The following is a 16093-nucleotide window of genomic DNA, read 5'->3' as shown; positions in this document are numbered from 1 at the left end:
CACTGACAACGGGCTCCGATCAGCGCTTCTGCGGGGTTCGGGAGCGGCTGTGCTCCACGGGGCGGCGGGGGCGGAACCGCAGTCGGTGCGCGGAGTGGTGGACGCCGCTGCGGGTATGGGCGGGGATGCCGGGCTTCTGCTCGAGGGGGGCGGTGGCGGGCTTCCCCATGACCATCAGCGGGTCGAACATCACCACGACACCCGCGAGCAGGAGGAAAGCGAGCGGGCCGATCAGCATGGGCGCGAGCAGGGCCGCGGGCGATTCTCCCGAGGTGGGGGCGGCGGTGCCGTGGAGGTGGACGTCGAGGGCGGCCATGCCGGTGTAGTGCATGCCGCTGACGGCGAGCCCCATGACGAGGCTGGCACCCACACTCCACAGGAAGCCCCTGACCTGGCCGGCCGCCCACAGCGCGGCGGTGGCGGCACACATGGCGATCGCGACGGAGATGCCGACGGTGACGGTGTTGTACTCCAGCTTGCCGTCCAGGCGCATGCTGGCCATGCCGAGGTAGTGCATCGACGCGATGCCGAGACCGGTGATGGTGCCTCCGGTGAACAGGGCCGTTCCCCGGGCGCCCTTGTAGCCCACGATGAAGACCCCGATGCCCACCATGACGATCGCCACGGCCAGGCTCGCGAAGGTCATCGCCTTGTCGTAGTGGATCGGGGTCCCGCGGACCGTGAACCCCATCATCGCGACGAAGTGCATGGTCCATATGCCGGAGCCGATGGCGGCCGAGCCGAGGGCGAGCCAGCCGGGGCGCCACGACTGGGCGACGAGCATGGATCTGGTGGTGCACCGCAGCCCCAGGGCGCCGCCGAGGCAGGCCATGAGGTAGGCCACCAGGGGTGTGACCAGGCCGTAGCTGAATCCGTCGACCGTGCCCTGCATGCGCGGCTGCCCTTCCCGCCCTGTGCGTCCCGGAATTCCTGATGTGCGCCCCCTCCCAGGACCGCACGAGCGGTCAGGGTTGACGCAGAGAGTATGACTCCCACCGGAATGGTCGAACGACTTTCCGGCAAAGAAACACGGCCTTGCCCCAGTTGTGCGGCACCAGTGAGCGGAGTGGGGTCATCTGCGTTCAACCTGTGGCCATCCTGCACCCCTCTCGCGTTGACCCTCTGCTGTCACAGTTGATCTGTCTGTGATGCCACCGAACGCTCACGCGAGGAGTACGCATGCACGCGCGCGCTGTTGCCGCCTCCACCACCGCACTCCTGGGGACCGCCGTTCTCCTCGTCCCCGTCTCCCCCGCCGGGGCCGCCGACGCCGAGGTGGTGCCGCTGGTCATCGCCCACCGGGGCGCTTCCGCGTACGCGCCCGAGAACACGCTGGCCGCCGTGGACAAGGCGGCCGAGCTGGGCATCCCCTGGGTGGAGAACGACGTCCAGCAGACCAGGGACGGAGAGCTCGTCGTCGTCCACGACGACAACCTGCGGCGCACCACCGATGCCGAGGAGGTCTTCCCCGGGAGGGCCCCCTGGAAGGTGAAGGACTTCACCGCCGCCGAGATCGCCCGCCTCGACGCGGGCAGTTGGTTCGGCCCCGCCTTCGCGGGCGCGCGCGTGCCGACGCTGGAACAGTTCGTGGACCGCGTCGAGCGGCACCACCAGAAGCTTCTCCTGGAGATCAAGAACCCGGAGCTGTATCCGGGCATAGAGCGCCGGACGCTCAAGGTCCTGAGCAACGAAGGGTGGCTCGACAAGTCGCATCTGGCGGGCCGGCTGATCGTGCAGAGCTTCAGCGCGGACAGCGTGCGGACGGTGCACGGGCTGAAGCCCGGTGTGAAGACCGGCTTCCTGGGGACGCCGCCGGTGTCGGACCTGTCGGCCTACGCCGACTTCGCCGACCAGATCAACCCGTCGTACGGCTCGCTCTCCACGGAGTACGTCTCCGCCGTCCAGGAGTTCGACGGACCGCACGGCACGCCCTTGGAGGTCTTCACCTGGACGGTCGACGACGCGGCCACGGCCCAGCGGGTCGCCCGGTACGGCGTCGACGGGATCATCACGAACAAGCCGGATGTGGTGCGGGAGGCCGTGGGCGGGTGATCCGTCGCCCCGTCGGCCGGCAGACGGCAGCCGCCTGCCGGCCTTCCCTCGGCGGCGTTGTCAGTGGCGGGTCGTACGGTGGGCGCATGGACAGCCATGGGCAGGTTGAGCAGTGGGTCGTGTGGTGCGTCGTCGACAGCGGCATCGGTCCGCTGCTGCTGGCCGCGACCCGCGAGGGCCTGGTCAGCGTCGTGTTCCATGCCACGGACGCGGTGCGGGACCGGGCGGTCGAGCGGCTGGCGTCGCGCCTCGGCACCGAGCCCGTCGAGGCGCCCGGCTCCCCGCTGCTGGCCGAGGCGATACGTCAGGTCGGGGCGTACTTCGCGGGTGAGCGACGCGACTTCGACCTGCCGCTGGACTGGTCGCTGATCTCCGGCTTCAACCGGGAGGTCTTGCGCGAACTGGCCTCGGGCGTGCCGTACGGCACGGTCGTGGGGTACGGCGATCTGGCCGGGCGGGTCGGTCAGCCGGGCGCCGCGCAGGCCGTGGGCATGGCGATGGGCGCCAATCCGCTGCCGGTGGTGGTGCCCTGTCACCGGGTCGTCGAGAACGGCGGCGGTATCGGCGGCTTCGGGGGCGGTCTGGAGACGAAGCGGAAGCTTCTCGCCCTGGAAGGGGTGCTGCCCGAGCCTCTCTTCTGAGGTCTCGGGCCTGGTCAGTCGTAATGCCGCGCCTCGAAGACGTTGCCGTCCGGGTCCCGGAAGTAGAAGCTGCGGGTCGCCTTGCCCCGGGCTCCGAAGGAGTCGTACGAGAGCTCGGACACCGGTACGGCGCGTTCCTCGAGGCGGCCGAGAAGGGCGTCGAAGTCGCCGCGGGGCAGGGACAGGCAGACGTGGTTGACGGGGTGGCCGGCGCTGTCGGCCGCGCCGGGCAGCATCGTCATGCGTTCCGCGAAGGTCAGCGGCATGAGGTCGAGGATGGTCTCGTCGTTGACGCGCACGGAGGGGAACGGCACCTGGCCCGCGGCGAACTCGGTGAGCCTGAGCGGCTCCATGCCGACGGCCTTCTCGTAGAAGTCGGCGGCGGCGACCGGGTCGCGCACCCAGAGGACGACGTGGTCGAGACGTGCTGCGTGGTCCGTCATGCCTCCAGGCTCGTGACGTCCTCGACAGTCCGCAAGGGTTTGGCCCGGCGCGCCGCCCGCCAGAGATGAGGGAGGACCGACTGACAGGAGGCAGGCGCGTGGTGCTGGTGATGTCGGAAGAGGTGCGGGCGGCGCTCGAGGCGCGGCAGCCCGTGGTGGCCCTGGAGTCCACGATCATCGCCCACGGGCTGCCGCGGCCGCGCAACCTCCAGGTGGCCCTGGAGCTGGAGACGGCCGTGCGGCAGGAGGGGGCGGTGCCCGCGACCATCGCCGTGCTGGACGGGCGGCCCCATGTCGGACTGGACAAGGAGCAGCTGGAGCGGGTCGCGAACGAGGACGGGATCCGCAAGCTGGGCCACCGCGATCTGCCGCTCGCGGTGGCCGTCGGGGCGAGCGGCGCGACCACGGTGTCGGCTACCGCGCTGCTGGCGGCGCGGGCGGGCGTCCGGGTGTTCGCGACAGGCGGGCTCGGCGGGGTGCACCGGGAATGGACGGTGACGCAGGACGAGTCGGCCGATCTGGGTCTACTGGCGCGGACACGGATCACCGTGGTGTGTGCCGGGGTGAAGTCGATCCTGGACGTGCCGGCGACCCTGCAGCGGCTGGAGACGCTGGGTGTCGCGGTAGCCGGTTACGGCACCGACCGGTTCCCGGGCTTCTATCTGTCCGACTCGGGGCATCCGGTGGACTGGACGCTGCGGACGCCGGAGCAGGTGGCGGGCGTCATGCGGGCCCAGGACGCGCTCGCCGAGCCGGAGTCGGCACTGATCGTCGCCAACCCCGTCCCGGAGGAGGAGCAGCTCGATCCGGAGCTGCACGCGCGCGTGCTCGCGGACGCGCTGCAGGCGTGCGATGAGGAGGGGGTCACCGGCCAGGCGGTCACACCGTTCCTGCTCGACTATCTGGTAAGGCACACCGACGGGGCCTCCCTTAGCGCCAACCTGGCGGCGGTCCGCGGCAACGTACGCCTGGCGGCGCGGATCGCGGCGGCCTGGGCCCGGGGGTGACCGGGACCGGGGCCGGCCACCCCACAGGCCGTGAGGAGCGCTCCGTGGAGGGCGCGGCGCTGCTGGTCGTCGGGGACGTCATCACCGATGTCGTCGCGCGGCACCGGGGGCCGCTCGCGGCGGGCACGGACACGGCTGCCTCGATCCGGACCGTGCCGGGCGGGGCCGGAGCCAACGTGGCGTGCTGGGCGGCGCACCGGGGTGCGGCGGAGGTACGGCTGCTCGGGCGCGTGGGCGCGGATGCGGCCGCCTGGCACGAGCGCGAGCTGGCGGCCCACGGCGTATGCCCGCAGCTCGTCGTCGACCCGCGGGCGCCGACCGGCACGGTGATCTGTCTGGTGGACCGGGACGCTTCGGCGGAACGGACGTTCCTCACCGACAGCGGCGCCTCGTTGCGGCTCGAACCCGCCGACTGGTCGGACGCGCTGCTCGACGGGGTGGCCCGGCTGCACCTGTCGGGCTACCTCCTGTTCTCCGAACGGAGTCGCGCCCTGGTGACGGTGGCCCTGAAGGCCGCACGCGCGCGTGGCGTGCCGGTGAGTATGGACCCGGCGTCGGCCGGGTTCCTCACCGAGCTGGGCGTCGAGCGTTTCCTGGCGCTCGTCGAGGGCGTGGACGTACTGCTGCCCAGCCGGGACGAGGCGTGCCTGCTGACGGGGCTGGCCGACCCGGCCGACGCCGCGGCCGAGCTGAGCCTGCGCATCCCGCTGGTCGTCGCCAAGCTGGGGCGCGAGGGAGCACTCGTGGCCCGCTCGGGGAAGGTGTGCGCCCGCGTTCCCGCCGCGCCGGCGACGCCGCGGGACACCACGGGCGCCGGTGATGCCTTCACCGGCACGTTCCTCGGCGCCCTGCTCGCGGGCGCCGAGCCGGAGGAGGCGGCGGCGGAGGGCTGCCGGGCGGGTGCGCGGGCAGTGGAGCGAGTGGGCGGCAGGCCGCCTCTGCCCGGCTGATGCGGAGCAGGCCGCCTCTGCCCGGCTCAAGCGGAGCAGGCCGCCTCTGCCCGGCTCAAGCGGAGCAGGCCGCCCTTGCCCGGCTCATGCGGAGCAGGCCGCCCTTGCGCGGCTCATGCGGAGCAGGCCGCCCTTGCGCGGCTGATGTCCCACGCCCGTGCCGCCCCCGGCTACTGCTTGCGTCCCCACGCCGAGATCATCGGTGGCGTCGTGAGGTCGAGCGCGCCGGACGTGACGTTCATGAGGTGCCGCTGGATGTCCTGGTCCGTGGCGAGGCCCGCGGTGACCAACTGGTCGCGGATCTGGCGGATCGTGGCGGACTCCAGGGCCGCACAGGCCGGTGAGGCGAGGGGGAAGTAGGCGTCGGCGTGGACGCGGGTCAGGCCGGCCTCCCGGAGCAGGCGCGGGAGGGTGCGGCCGCAGGGGAGGTCGGTCCCGCGGTCGGCGAGCAGTTTGCGGAAGCTGTGCCGCAGCCGGTTCGCGAGCTGCTGCTCGGGGCCGTACTCGTCGGGGCAGAGCAGGGGCTGGAGGGCGGGGTCGACGTCCTCGACGAGGAGGCGCCCGCCGGGGCGCAGAGAGCCGGCCATGGACCGCAACGCCCGTTGCCGGTCGGTGACGTGGACGAGGGCGAGGCGGGCGTGCACCAGGTCGAAGCCCTCCCCCGGCGGGTCCTGTGCGCCGAGGTCGTGGACGCGGACCTCGACGGGCGGCCGGGCGCCCCGGGCGAGCCGTGACGTGTCGGTGTCGGTCGCGACGACGCGTCCGGTCGGGCCGACCCTCTTCGCCAGCCAGGACACGACGGACGGGCCGCCGGCGCCGACCTCCCAGCACCGCCAGCCGGATCCGACGCCGAGTGCTTCGAGATGCCGGAACGTCGTGGGGTCGAAGAGAGCGGCGAAGGCGCTGAAATGCTCTGCCGCCTCGGTCTGCCGGTTGTCGAGGAGGTGCCCATCGGTTCGCATCATGCGGCGATCATCCCAGTTGTCCGACTTATCCGTAATGGTCGACGCTCCGGTGAGAAGAACCGCACCGCGCCGGCACGCGTCGATGTCTCAGAACAACGGCACCGGCGAGTCGTTCGTCCACAGCCGGGAACAAAGCGGAATGAGTCGTTTCCACAGGCTTACCCGCAGCTCACGTGGGCCTGGCAGACTGGCGCGCCAAGGCGCAGGAACGGCGCGAGGAGTTCACACAAGGAGATCCGGATGTCCATGGCAGGGAATCTGCGGAAGGTCACGAGCCTCGGCGGGGTCGACGGCCTTCGCAAGGTGGCCCGGCTGGCCAGGCGGCGCCCGCGCGTCGACCTGAGTCACCCGGCCCGCTCCCCGCTGGGCTCCTCGGTGGTGAACTGCGTGACGTACCGGGACGGTGTCCGCACCCCCGCGCGCGGGGATCTGGTGGATGTCGTGGAGCGGGTGCGCAAGCGCCGAGAGGGCTTCGTCTGGCTCGGGCTGCACGAGCCCACCGACCAGGAGTTCGCGGGCATCGCCGAGCTCTTCGACCTGCACCCGCTGGCTGTCGAGGACGCCGTCGAGGCCCACCAGCGCCCCAAGCTGGAGCGGTACGGGGAGACGCTCTTCGCGGTGTTCAAGACGGTCTGCTATGTCGAGCACGAGGAACTCACGGCCACCAGTGAGGTGGTGAACACCGGCGAAATCATGGTGTTCGTCGGCGAGGACTTCGTGATCACCGTGCGGCACGGTCGACACGGCTCGCTGGGTCCGCTGCGCGAAGAGCTGGAGTCCGATCCCGGCCAGTTGGCCAAGGGCCCGTCCGCGGTGCTGCACGCGATCGCGGACCACGTGGTCGACGACTACCTGACCGTCACGGACTCGGTGCAGGCGGACATCGACCAGGTCGAGACGGATGTCTTCGCGGAGACCGGTGCACGCGCCGACCCGGGGCGCATCTACCAGCTCAAGCGTGAACTCCTCGAACTGAAGCGGGCCGTGGTGCCGCTCAGCCGCCCGCTCGAGGATCTCGCCACCCGGCCGATCCGAGCGGTCGACCCGGAGATACAGGCGTACTTCCGCGATGTCTCGGACCATCTGCTGCGGGCGAAGGAGCAGATCGCCGCCTTCGACGAACTGCTCAACTCCATCCTGCAGGCGCACCTCGCGCAGGTCACGGTCGCGCAGAACGAGGACATGCGGAAGATCACGGCGTGGGCCGCGATCATCGCCGTGCCGACGATGGTCTGCGGGGTGTACGGCATGAACTTCGAGCACATGCCGGAGCTGCACTGGCGGTACGGCTACGGCATGGTCATCGGCGTCATATCCGTCGCGTGCGTGACGCTGTACCGGGCGTTCCGGCGCAGCGGCTGGCTCTGACGCGGGCCGTGACGCGCGGGGGGGGTGACCTGCGGGCGGGACCTCCGGTTACCCCGCGGGGTCAGCGTGTGGTGGTGGCGTAGACGCTCTCGGCCCAGGAGGCGATCTGGTCGTCCGCCAGGTGCCGGGCCAGGTCGGCTTCGCTGATCATGCCGACCAGGCGCTTGTCCTGGATCACGGGCAGCCTGCGGATCTGGTGCTCTCGCATCTCGCGGAGCACTTCGCCGACATCGGCGTTCGCGTCGATCCAGCGCGGGGTGCCCTTGGCCATCTCACCCGCGGTGATCCTGGCGGGGTCGTGCCCCATGGCGACGCAGCCGACGACGATGTCGCGGTCGGTGAGGATGCCGCAGAGCCGCTCGTTCTCGTCACTGATGGGCAGGGCACCGACGTTCAGTTCACGCATGAGCTGGGCGGCGCGTTCGAGGGTTTCGTGCGCGGGGATCCACTGGGCGCCCCGGTGCATGATGTCTCCGGCGGTGGTCATGAAGTACCTCCCGATGCCGGACGGCCGGCGCGGCGCGGGACGCACCGCGAGTCCCGACGCCCTTCATTCTCGCCGCGCCACCGGATGCCCGCACACGGAACCCGTCCGCGCCCGCCCGACAGTGAGCAGCCGCTCAACCGCTCCACGCCGGATGACGCGGATCGTCGGCCCGTACCAGGACGTCGGCCGTGCCGGCCGGGTCCGTCTCGTGCTCGTAGCGCTCGAACGCCGGGAGGGTCCAGTGCTCGTCCTCGGGCGTGCGGCGGCGCAGGGCGCCCGGCGAAAGCAGGACGTGGACGCTCAGGTCGAAGGGGAACCAGTGCCGAAGGAGGAAGGGTCCGTGCAGCAACAGGACGCCACCCGGCGGGAGTTGGGTATAGGGACTGCGTGTGGCGCGGTCGGCGGCCGGGTCCCAGAGGTCGGGCAGGACGCGGCCGTCGCCGCCGGCTTCGAGAGGGCCGAACACCTCGCGCCACAGGGCGCCGGTGTCGTACCAGCCGTTGTAATAGGCCTCCACGTCCCGGTGGCCGTACTCCAGTCGCACCGAGGCGGGGCGCAGGAAGCCCTCTGTGCCCACGACGAGCGACGGGCGGCCGCGGACGCGCAGCGCCTCGGAGACGCGCTGGGCGAGATCCCCGGGGCGGGCGGCCGGGGCGCCGTCGAAGGCGATGCGAGGCCAGGGAGCGCCGTCGGCGGGCTGCAGGTCGAGGAGGCGCTCGGCGAGCAGGTCGCCGAGCCGGTCCCAGGTGATCGCTTCGAGTCGCACACGGCCCATGATGCGTCAGGCCGAGGCAGGAGCTGTCACGCTCGCGGGCTCCTCGGACGGCGGAGAGGGACAGGCCGCAGGGAGGCGTCGAGATGGCCGGGGTCTGTCGTGGCGGACGTAGTTCGTCCCGTCGTCACAGGGAATGAACCACGTATGGTCCCCCGCGCGATGCTTCCGCCCCTCACCGGGCTCCTCGTCTTCCAGCCTCTGAAGCGCCGCTACTGCGCCGAGTGCCGGCTAGGGCCGCTGCCGCTGCTCGCCCTGGAGGACGGCGCCCCGCGCTGCCTCGACTGTGCCGACCTCGGGCATCTGGTGTTCCTGCCGAGCGGCGACACCGCGCTGACGCGCAGGTCGCGGGAGGAGAGCACGCTGTCGGCGGTGGTCGTGCGGTTCAACCGGCGCAAGAGCCGTTACGAACGGCAGGGCGTTCTGGTCGAGGAGGCGGCGCTGGCGAGGGCCGAGCAGCGGTGTCTCGCGGACGCCGAGGCACGGCGGCGGCGCCGGGTGCGGGACGCGCGGCATCGGGCGGCTCAGGACGAGCTGTTCGCTCTGACGTTCGCGGCGGAGATACGGCGGTTGTATCCCGGATGCCCCGCCGGCCGGGCGCGCGCCATCGCCGCACACGCCTCGGAGCGGGGCAGCGGGCGGGTGGGCCGCAGTGCGGCGGGACGGGCGCTGACCGAGGGAGCGGTGACCTCGGCGGTCGTGGCGTCCGTGCGGCATCTGGACACGCCGTACGACCGGCTGCTGATGAGCGGGGTGCCGAGACACGAGGCGCGGCGGCGGATCGCGGCGGCGGTGGAGACGGTGCTGAGGGGGTGGACCGAGGCGGGGCTCGGTTCCGCCGGGTGACCCGGCCGGGCGTCGGCGGGCGCCGAGCACGGCCTGGGGTTCGCCTGCTCGGCGGATCGCCGCGAGAGCGTGCCGTCCCGGGGCCCCGTGCCGTCCGGCGGCCACATGTCGTCCGGCGGCCACATGTCGTCCGGTGGACCCGGCTGTTCGGTGGACCCGTGTCGTCCGGTGGACCCGGCTGTTCGGTGGACACGGCCGTCCGGTGGACCCGGCTGTTCGGTGGACACGGCCGTCCGGGGGATCGTGGACGTTCGCTTATGGCCCCGCGCCGCTCGGCCATGGTCACTGTGCTCGTACGGGAATTCACTTGTGGTGAGGAAGTGCGCCGGGCAGTATCCCGGCTCGACGGGCGGGAGATGCTGACATGATCGACGGACCGTACTTCGTGCTGACGGTGCTGGGTGTGCTCGGGACCGGTCTGGTGGCCGGGGTGTTCTGCGGCTTCTCGACCTTCGTCATGCGGGGCCTCGCCACGCTGCCGCCCGCGCAGGGGGTCGCCGCGATGAACGCGATCAACGTGGCCGCGGTGACGCCGCCCTTCATGGCCGCGTTCCTCGGGTCGGCGGTGCTGTGCGCGGTGATCGCCGTGGTGACGTTCGTGCTGTGGCCGGAGGAGGGGACGGTGGAGCTGCTGGTGGGCAGCGCGCTGTATCTGTTCGGCTCGTTCGGGCTCACCATGGTCGCGAACGTGCCGCGCAACGACGCGCTGCTCAAGCTGGAGCCGGGCACCTCGGAGGCGGCCGCGTACTGGCCGGCGTATGTGCGCGAGTGGACGATGTGGAACCACGTCCGCACGGCCGCCTCGGCCGGGGCGGCGCTGGCGTACGTGCTGGCGATCACCTGACGGCTCGCGGCGACAGGCACCGAACCGGAGGCGGACGTATCGTGGCCGGAGGAGTACCGCCCGACGACGCACGGCCTGTCACACGCGCACGCAAGGAAGACGGCCATGGCCGATCCCAAGGGTTTCATGACCACGCCCCGCCAGGACTGGCCGCGGCGGCCGGTAGAGGAGCGGGTGCGGGACTGGGACGAGGTCTACGTCCCCGGGGCGCTGCTGCCGATCATCAGCAAGCAGGCCGATCGCTGCATGGACTGCGGCATCCCCTTCTGCCACGAGGCCTGCCCGTTGGGCAACCTGATCCCCGAGTGGAACGACCTGGTGTCGAGGGAGGACTGGCGGGCGGCCGCCGACCGGCTGCACGCCACGAACAATTTCCCGGAGTTCACCGGCCGGTTGTGCCCGGCGCCGTGCGAGGCGGGGTGCGTGCTGGCGATCAACCAGCCGGCCGTCACCATCAAGAACGTCGAGTGCGCGATCGCCGACCGGGCGTGGGAGGAGGGCTTCGCGCCGCCGAGGCCGCCTGAGCGGCTGTCCGGCAAGACGGTCGCGGTGATCGGTTCGGGGCCCACCGGGCTGGCCGCGGCACAGCAGCTGACCCGGGCCGGGCACACGGTCGCCGTGTACGAGAGGGCCGACCGGCCGGGCGGGCTGATGCGGTACGGCATCCCCGAGTTCAAGATGGAGAAGCACCATCTTGAGCGGCGGCTGGAGCAGATGCTGGCCGAGGGGACCAAGTTCCGTACGTCGACGTCGGTCGGACGGGACATCGGGGCCGATGAGCTTCGGACCCGATACGACGCCGTGGTGCTCGCCACGGGGGCGACCGCGTGGCGTGAACTGACCGTGCCGGGGCGGGAACTGGCGGGGGTTCACCAGGCGATGGAGTACCTTCCGCTTTCCAACCGGGTGTGCGCGGGCGATCTGGAGGCGTCCCCGTTGTCGGCCGCCGGGAAGCACGTCGTCATCGTCGGCGGCGGCGACACCGGGGCGGACTGCCTGGGCACGGCCGTCCGGGAGGGTGCCGCGTCCGTGACCCAGCTGGACATCTACGCGCTGCCGGAGGCGGAGCGCGACGAGGACGCCGAGCCCTGGCCGACGTATCCGATACGGATCTACCGGCTGTCCGCCGCGCACGAGGAGGCCCGTGATCTGCGGACCGCTCCGGTCGCCGACGCGGACGCGCGGCTGTTCGCGGCGTCCACGCTGCGCTTCGACGGCGACGCGGAGGGGCATGTGCGGTCGCTGCACCTGGTGGAGGTGGACGCGCGGCGCCGCCCGGTGGATGGCACCGGGCGGACGCTCCCCGCCGACCTCGTGCTGCTCGCCCTCGGCTTCTCCGGGCCCGACCGCGAGGACGGGCTCGTCGACCAGCTGGGGCTGGCGATGGAACCCCGCGGCACCGTCGCGCGTGACGCCGGTTTCGCCACCAACGTGCCCGGCGTGTTCGCCGCGGGTGACGCCGCCCGGGGGCAGTCGCTCATCGTCTGGGCGATCGCCGAGGGACGGGCCGTGGCAGCCGCGGTCGACCGTCATCTGACGGGCAGTTCGCGGCTGCCGTCACCGATCGGGCCGTACGACCGGCCCATGGTGGTCTAGAAGACGACCGCTCGGAAGGTGATCACCGCTCGTCCGTGCCCGCCACCTTCGCCGTGGACAGCGCCACCCGGTTCCAGGTGTTGATCGTGCAGACCAGGGCGAGGACCTGGGCCAGTTCCCGTTCGTCGAAGAGGGACGCGGCCTGCGCGTAGACATCGTCCGGGACCCCCGCGTCGGCGACGAGGGTGATCGCCTCCGTGAGGGCGAGGGCCGCCTGTTCCCGCTCGGTGAAGAAGTGGCGGGCCTCGCGCCAGACGGCGACCATGTGCAGCCGGTCCTCGCTCTCGCCGGCCTTGCGGGCGTCGTTGGTGTGCATATGGAGGCAGTACGCGCAGTGGTTGAGGTGCGAGGCGCGGATCTGGATCAGTTCGACGAGGGCCGGGTCGAGGCCCTCACGGGCGGCGGCGTCGAAGGCGATGAGGGCCCTGAAGGCCTTCGGGGCGGACTGGGCGAACTCCAGCCGGGCCGTGCCTGTCGAGTGCGCCCGCGTCGTGTTCGTGTTCGTCGTCATGTCCCTCAACCTACGAGCCTCAAAGACCTGCTGTAGGGTGCATTCCCATGGCGGGTTCATGGGTCAATTCCGCGGAACGGATCGGGTCCGACCTGCATCTGGAGCTGTCCGGGCCGGGCGGCCGGCGCACGGCGCTGATCCGGGCGCTGCGCGAGGCCGTACGCGACGGGCGGCTGGCTCCGGGCACGCGGCTGCCGCCGTACCGCTCGCTCGCGGCCGACCTCGGTGTCGCCCGCAACACAGTGGCCGACGCGTACGCGGAACTCGTCGCGGAGGGCTGGCTCACCGCCCGTCAGGGCTCGGGCACCCGGGTGGCGGAGCGGGCCGAGCCGCTGCGCCCCGCCGCTCGCGTGCCCAAGAAGGCACCTCCACGCGCGCGTGGCCCCCGGCACAACCTGCTGCAGGGCACGCCGGACATCTCGGCGTTCCCGCGCGCGCCCTGGCTGGGCTCCTACAGGAGGGCGCTCCAGCAGGCGCCCAACGAGGTGTTCGGCCCGGGCGACCCCGCAGGCCGGGCCGAACTGCGGGAGGCGCTCACGGAGTACCTGGCCCGCGCGCGTGGCGTGCGGACCGAGCCCGGCCGGATCGTGATCTGCTCCGGCTTCGCGCACGCGCTGCGGCTGCTGTTCGGAGGCGGCGTCCTGCGCGGGCCCCTGGCGGTGGAGGCGTACGGGCTCGGATTCCACCGGGAGGTCCTCGCGAGCGCCGGGGTACGTACCGTGCCGCTCCCCCTCGACGAACACGGCGCCCAGGTCGACCGGTTGGGGCGCGAGCGTGCCGTGCTGCTCACGCCGGCGCACCAGTTCCCGACCGGCGGGCCGCTGCACCCCGCACGCCGGGCCGCCGTGATCGACTGGGCACGCGCGCGTGGCGGGCTGGTTCTGGAGGACGACTACGACGGGGAGTTCCGCTACGACCGCCGGCCGGTCGGCGCCGTCCAGGGGCTCGACCCCGAGCGCGTGATCCACATCGGCTCGGTCAGCAAGAGCCTGTCACCGGCGGTGCGGCTGGGCTGGATGGTGCTCCCGGAGCGGTATGTAGAGGACGTTCTCGCCGTGAAGGGCGAGCGCGAGGCGTGGGCGAGCGTCCTCGACCAGCTGAGCCTCGCCGACTTCGTCGTCTCCGGGTCGTACGACCGTCACGTACGGCGGATGCGGCAGCGGTACCGGAGCCGCAGGGACCGGCTCGTCGCGGCGCTCGCCGAGCACGCGCCTCAGGTCGAGGTCACGGGCGTCGCGGCCGGGCTGCACGCGGTGCTGCGGCTGCCGCCCGGCACCGAGGCCTCCGCCGTCAAGGCCGCCGCCTGGCGGGGCATCGCCCTCGACGGCCTCGCCGCGTTCCGGCACCCGGACACGGACATGCCGGTGAGCGACGGCCTCGTCGTGGGATACGCGACTCCCTCCGAGCATGCCTACGGGCCGGCACTGGAAGCACTGTGCGGCGCGCTGCCGCTGCCGTGACCGGCCCGTCGGAAGCCCCTCAAGGCTTGCGCGCCACCGCCCCGTACCCCGGAATCACCCCGTCGTCCTGCCCGGGCACCGGCTCGCCCAGCTCGGGGTGCCAGTGGTGGGGCACCTGGACACCGGGTTCGACGAGGTCGAGGCCGTCGAAGAAGCGGGTGAACTCCTCGCGGGAGCGCAGGGCCAGGGTGACGCCGGCGGCGCGGAGCTTCTCGGTCGCCGCCCTGGACTCCTCCGGTGTGAAGTCGGCCGTGGCGTGGGTGATCACCAGGTAGCTGCCGGAGGGCAGTTCGGCGAGCAGGCGGCGGACCAGGTCGTGCCCGCCGTCCTCGTCGGAGACGAAGTGCAGCAGCGCGATGAGCGACAGCGCGACGGGCCGGGTGAGGTCCAGGACCTTCCGCGCGCCCTCCAGGATGGCGTCCGGGTCGCGCACGTCGGCCTGGAGGTACTCGGTGGTGCCCTCGTCCGTGCCGCGCAGCAGGGCCGCCGCGTGGGCCAGGACGATGGGGTCGTTGTCGCAGTAGACGACCCGGGCGTCGGAGGCGATCGCCTGGGCGACCTGGTGGAGGTTGGGCTCGGTCGGTATGCCGGTGCCGATGTCCAGGAACTGCCGTACGCCGTTCTGGGCCAGCCAGCGCGTGGCCCGGTGCATGAAGGCGCGGTTGACGCGCGCCATCACCGGCACCCTCGGGTCGAGGGTGAGCATCTGCCGGCCCATCTCCTCGTCGACCGGGTAGTTGTCCTTGCCACCGAGGTACCAGTCGTACATCCGCGCGGGATGGGGTCTGGTCGTGTCGATCTGGACGGCCGTCGTGGGGTCCTGCCCGGTCATGAGGCACTCCGTAAGGCACAAAGGGTGGTCAATTCAGCACCAGCGTCAAAAAGTCGAGCATCAGAGAGTCGAGCGTCAGCAAAGGCAATCAGGTCAGGACAGCAGGAAGTCCGCCTCCCCGGCCTTCGCCCCCTCGATGAAGGCCGTCATCTCGTCGGTGGTGTAGATCAGCGCCGGACCGTCGGGGTCGGTGGACTGACGGACGGCGATCCGGCCGTCGGCGAGCTTCATCGCCTCCAGGCAGTTCCCGCCGTTCCCGCCGCTCCACGGTTTGTGCCAGCCTTCGCTGCCCAAGTCACGCGCGGGCATGCCGTTGTAGACCTGTTTGCGCGGCTTGATGCGATCCATTACAGCTCCTTGCGGAGATCCCGGAGGATCTCCTTCGTGCGATGTGCCGTAGCGGCCTGCGCCGCCATGCGGTCCATGACCTCGAGGTGGGTCGCCACCTCGGTGCGCGCGTCGAGATAGACCGCGCCGGTCAGGTACTCGCTGTAGACCATGTCCGGCAGTTCGGGCATGGCGAATCGGAACAGCACGAACGGCCCGTACGTGCCCGGGTGCGGCCCATTGGCGAACGGGGCGACCTGGAGCGTCACGTTGGGCAGCTTCGTGGCCTCGAGCAGTCTGTCGATCTGGGCACGCATCACCTCCGGGCCGCCGACCGGGCGCCGCAGCGCGGTCTCGTCCATCACGACCCACAGCCGGGGCGCGTCCTCGCGGGTGAGCAGGTCCTGACGCTGCATGCGCAGGGCGACATGGCGCTCGATGTCGTCGGGCCGGGTCTGGCCGATCGCGCCGGAGCGGAGCACTCCGCGCGCGTAATCCTCGGTCTGCAACAGGCCGGGGACGAAATGGGGTTCGTAACTGCGGATGACGCCGGCCGCGCCCTCCAGGCTCACGTACATCGAGAACCAGCCGGGCAGGATGTCGTGAAAACGCTGCCACCAACCGGGCTTGTTCGCGTCCTCGGCCAGCTGGACGAAGGCGTCGGCCTCCTCGTCGCAGATTCCGTAGGCCTTCAAAAGCAGTTGCAGGTACGGGATTTTGAGCGCGACCTCGGCCATCTCCATACGACGGACCGTGGCGGGGGCGACGCGGAGGATGCGGGCGGCCTCCTCGCGCTTCATCCCGGCGCGCTCCCGCAGGTCCAACAGGCGTCGGCCGAGGACGACCTGGCCTACCGTCGGCGCGGACCGCGGTTCGCTCACGCTCCACCTCCACGAAGAGTTCTGACGAGCCGGCCACAAAAGAACGCTGACAGCCCGGCGGCGCCATGCGAAGACCTTTCGAAGAGCTGATCCGAACTGACGTTTCGAACG

Annotated in this window: 18 protein-coding genes; 9 read left to right on the top strand and 9 right to left on the bottom strand. The window is 71.6% G+C overall.

The genetic code is table 11. The features are described 5' to 3' along the window. Window positions 1-19 precede the first annotated feature (19 nt). Window positions 20-892 (bottom strand): MHYT domain-containing protein, encoded by an 873-nt coding sequence (locus OG542_RS30770; RefSeq protein ID WP_328415053.1) that lies wholly within the window; start codon window positions 890-892, stop codon window positions 20-22. Between the two features lie 287 nt (window positions 893-1179). Between OG542_RS30770 and OG542_RS30765 the strand changes: the two genes are divergently transcribed. Together OG542_RS30765 and OG542_RS30760 are read left to right on the top strand one after the other, a co-directional pair. Further along, window positions 1180-2052, top strand: coding sequence for a glycerophosphodiester phosphodiesterase (locus OG542_RS30765; RefSeq protein ID WP_311125083.1), 873 nt, complete (start codon window positions 1180-1182; stop codon window positions 2050-2052). Window positions 2053-2138: 86 nt separating this feature from the next. Then, window positions 2139-2693, top strand: coding sequence for a methylated-DNA--[protein]-cysteine S-methyltransferase (locus tag OG542_RS30760; protein WP_328415051.1), 555 nt, complete (start codon window positions 2139-2141; stop codon window positions 2691-2693). A gap of 14 nt (window positions 2694-2707) precedes the next feature. Here OG542_RS30760 and OG542_RS30755 read toward each other — a convergent pair whose 3' ends face one another. Next, window positions 2708-3136 (bottom strand): VOC family protein, encoded by a 429-nt coding sequence (locus OG542_RS30755; RefSeq protein WP_328415050.1) that lies wholly within the window; start codon window positions 3134-3136, stop codon window positions 2708-2710. 98 nt (window positions 3137-3234) lie between these two features. Between OG542_RS30755 and OG542_RS30750 the strand changes: the two genes are divergently transcribed. Further along, window positions 3235-4143 carry a pseudouridine-5'-phosphate glycosidase gene (locus OG542_RS30750; RefSeq protein WP_311125086.1) on the top strand — a complete coding sequence of 303 codons (909 nt, stop codon included), beginning with the start codon at window positions 3235-3237 and terminating at the stop codon, window positions 4141-4143. Next, a complete protein-coding gene (locus OG542_RS30745) occupies window positions 4140-5093 on the top strand; it encodes a carbohydrate kinase family protein (protein WP_408057803.1) in 954 nt (317 codons plus the stop codon). Before OG542_RS30750 ends, OG542_RS30745 begins: the two co-directional genes overlap by 4 nt. A gap of 170 nt (window positions 5094-5263) precedes the next feature. Here OG542_RS30745 and OG542_RS30740 read toward each other — a convergent pair whose 3' ends face one another. Beyond that, on the bottom strand, window positions 5264-6058 hold the full coding sequence (locus OG542_RS30740; RefSeq protein ID WP_328415046.1) for a methyltransferase domain-containing protein: 795 nt from the start codon (window positions 6056-6058) through the stop codon (window positions 5264-5266). 240 nt (window positions 6059-6298) lie between these two features. Between OG542_RS30740 and OG542_RS30735 the strand changes: the two genes are divergently transcribed. Beyond that, window positions 6299-7426 (top strand): magnesium and cobalt transport protein CorA, encoded by a 1128-nt coding sequence (locus OG542_RS30735; RefSeq protein ID WP_328415044.1) that lies wholly within the window; start codon window positions 6299-6301, stop codon window positions 7424-7426. A 61-nt stretch (window positions 7427-7487) separates the two neighbouring features. On the opposite strand, the gene OG542_RS30730 is transcribed toward OG542_RS30735, so the two are convergent. Next, entirely contained in the window at window positions 7488-7913 is a 426-nt protein-coding gene (locus tag OG542_RS30730; RefSeq protein ID WP_311125088.1) for a CBS domain-containing protein, read from the bottom strand. 133 nt (window positions 7914-8046) lie between these two features. Then, entirely contained in the window at window positions 8047-8688 is a 642-nt protein-coding gene (locus OG542_RS30725) for a nucleoside/nucleotide kinase family protein (RefSeq protein ID WP_328415042.1), read from the bottom strand. A gap of 159 nt (window positions 8689-8847) precedes the next feature. Here OG542_RS30725 and OG542_RS30720 point away from each other — a divergent pair, with 159 nt between their 5' ends. The 3 genes from OG542_RS30720 to OG542_RS30710 all read left to right on the top strand — a co-directional run bounded on the left by OG542_RS30720 (window position 8848) and on the right by OG542_RS30710 (window position 11971). Further along, the gene (locus tag OG542_RS30720) at window positions 8848-9531 is read left to right on the top strand and encodes a DUF2293 domain-containing protein (protein ID WP_328415040.1); all 684 of its coding nucleotides are present in this window, start codon (window positions 8848-8850) and stop codon (window positions 9529-9531) included. A gap of 364 nt (window positions 9532-9895) precedes the next feature. Then, a complete protein-coding gene (locus OG542_RS30715; protein ID WP_328415038.1) occupies window positions 9896-10375 on the top strand; it encodes an anthrone oxygenase family protein in 480 nt (159 codons plus the stop codon). A 105-nt stretch (window positions 10376-10480) separates the two neighbouring features. Next, window positions 10481-11971, top strand: coding sequence for a glutamate synthase subunit beta (locus OG542_RS30710; RefSeq protein ID WP_328415036.1), 1491 nt, complete (start codon window positions 10481-10483; stop codon window positions 11969-11971). 22 nt (window positions 11972-11993) lie between these two features. Here OG542_RS30710 and OG542_RS30705 read toward each other — a convergent pair whose 3' ends face one another. Further along, a complete protein-coding gene (locus OG542_RS30705; RefSeq protein ID WP_328415034.1) occupies window positions 11994-12482 on the bottom strand; it encodes a carboxymuconolactone decarboxylase family protein in 489 nt (162 codons plus the stop codon). A 47-nt stretch (window positions 12483-12529) separates the two neighbouring features. On the opposite strand from OG542_RS30705, the gene pdxR reads away from it, so the two are divergent. After that, the gene (gene pdxR, locus OG542_RS30700; RefSeq protein ID WP_328415032.1) at window positions 12530-13942 is read left to right on the top strand and encodes a MocR-like pyridoxine biosynthesis transcription factor PdxR; all 1413 of its coding nucleotides are present in this window, start codon (window positions 12530-12532) and stop codon (window positions 13940-13942) included. 19 nt (window positions 13943-13961) lie between these two features. Here pdxR and OG542_RS30695 read toward each other — a convergent pair whose 3' ends face one another. The 3 genes from OG542_RS30695 to OG542_RS30685 form a co-directional block, all read right to left on the bottom strand. Beyond that, window positions 13962-14774, bottom strand: coding sequence for an SAM-dependent methyltransferase (locus OG542_RS30695; RefSeq protein ID WP_328415030.1), 813 nt, complete (start codon window positions 14772-14774; stop codon window positions 13962-13964). Between the two features lie 93 nt (window positions 14775-14867). Continuing rightward, complete coding sequence (locus OG542_RS30690) at window positions 14868-15122, bottom strand: DUF397 domain-containing protein (protein ID WP_261682615.1); 255 nt, start codon at window positions 15120-15122, stop codon at window positions 14868-14870. Further along, window positions 15122-15982: a helix-turn-helix domain-containing protein gene (locus OG542_RS30685; protein WP_311125096.1), complete on the bottom strand. Its 861-nt coding sequence runs from the start codon at window positions 15980-15982 to the stop codon at window positions 15122-15124. The genes OG542_RS30690 and OG542_RS30685 overlap by 1 nt, the downstream gene beginning before the upstream one ends. Window positions 15983-16093 lie beyond the last annotated feature (111 nt).

This window comes from Streptomyces violaceus, assembly GCF_036014075.1.
Classification (GTDB): domain Bacteria; phylum Actinomycetota; class Actinomycetes; order Streptomycetales; family Streptomycetaceae; genus Streptomyces; species Streptomyces violaceus.
The sequence above is the reverse complement of the archived record's forward strand: the minus strand, read 5'-3'. Positions and strand labels throughout refer to the sequence as shown.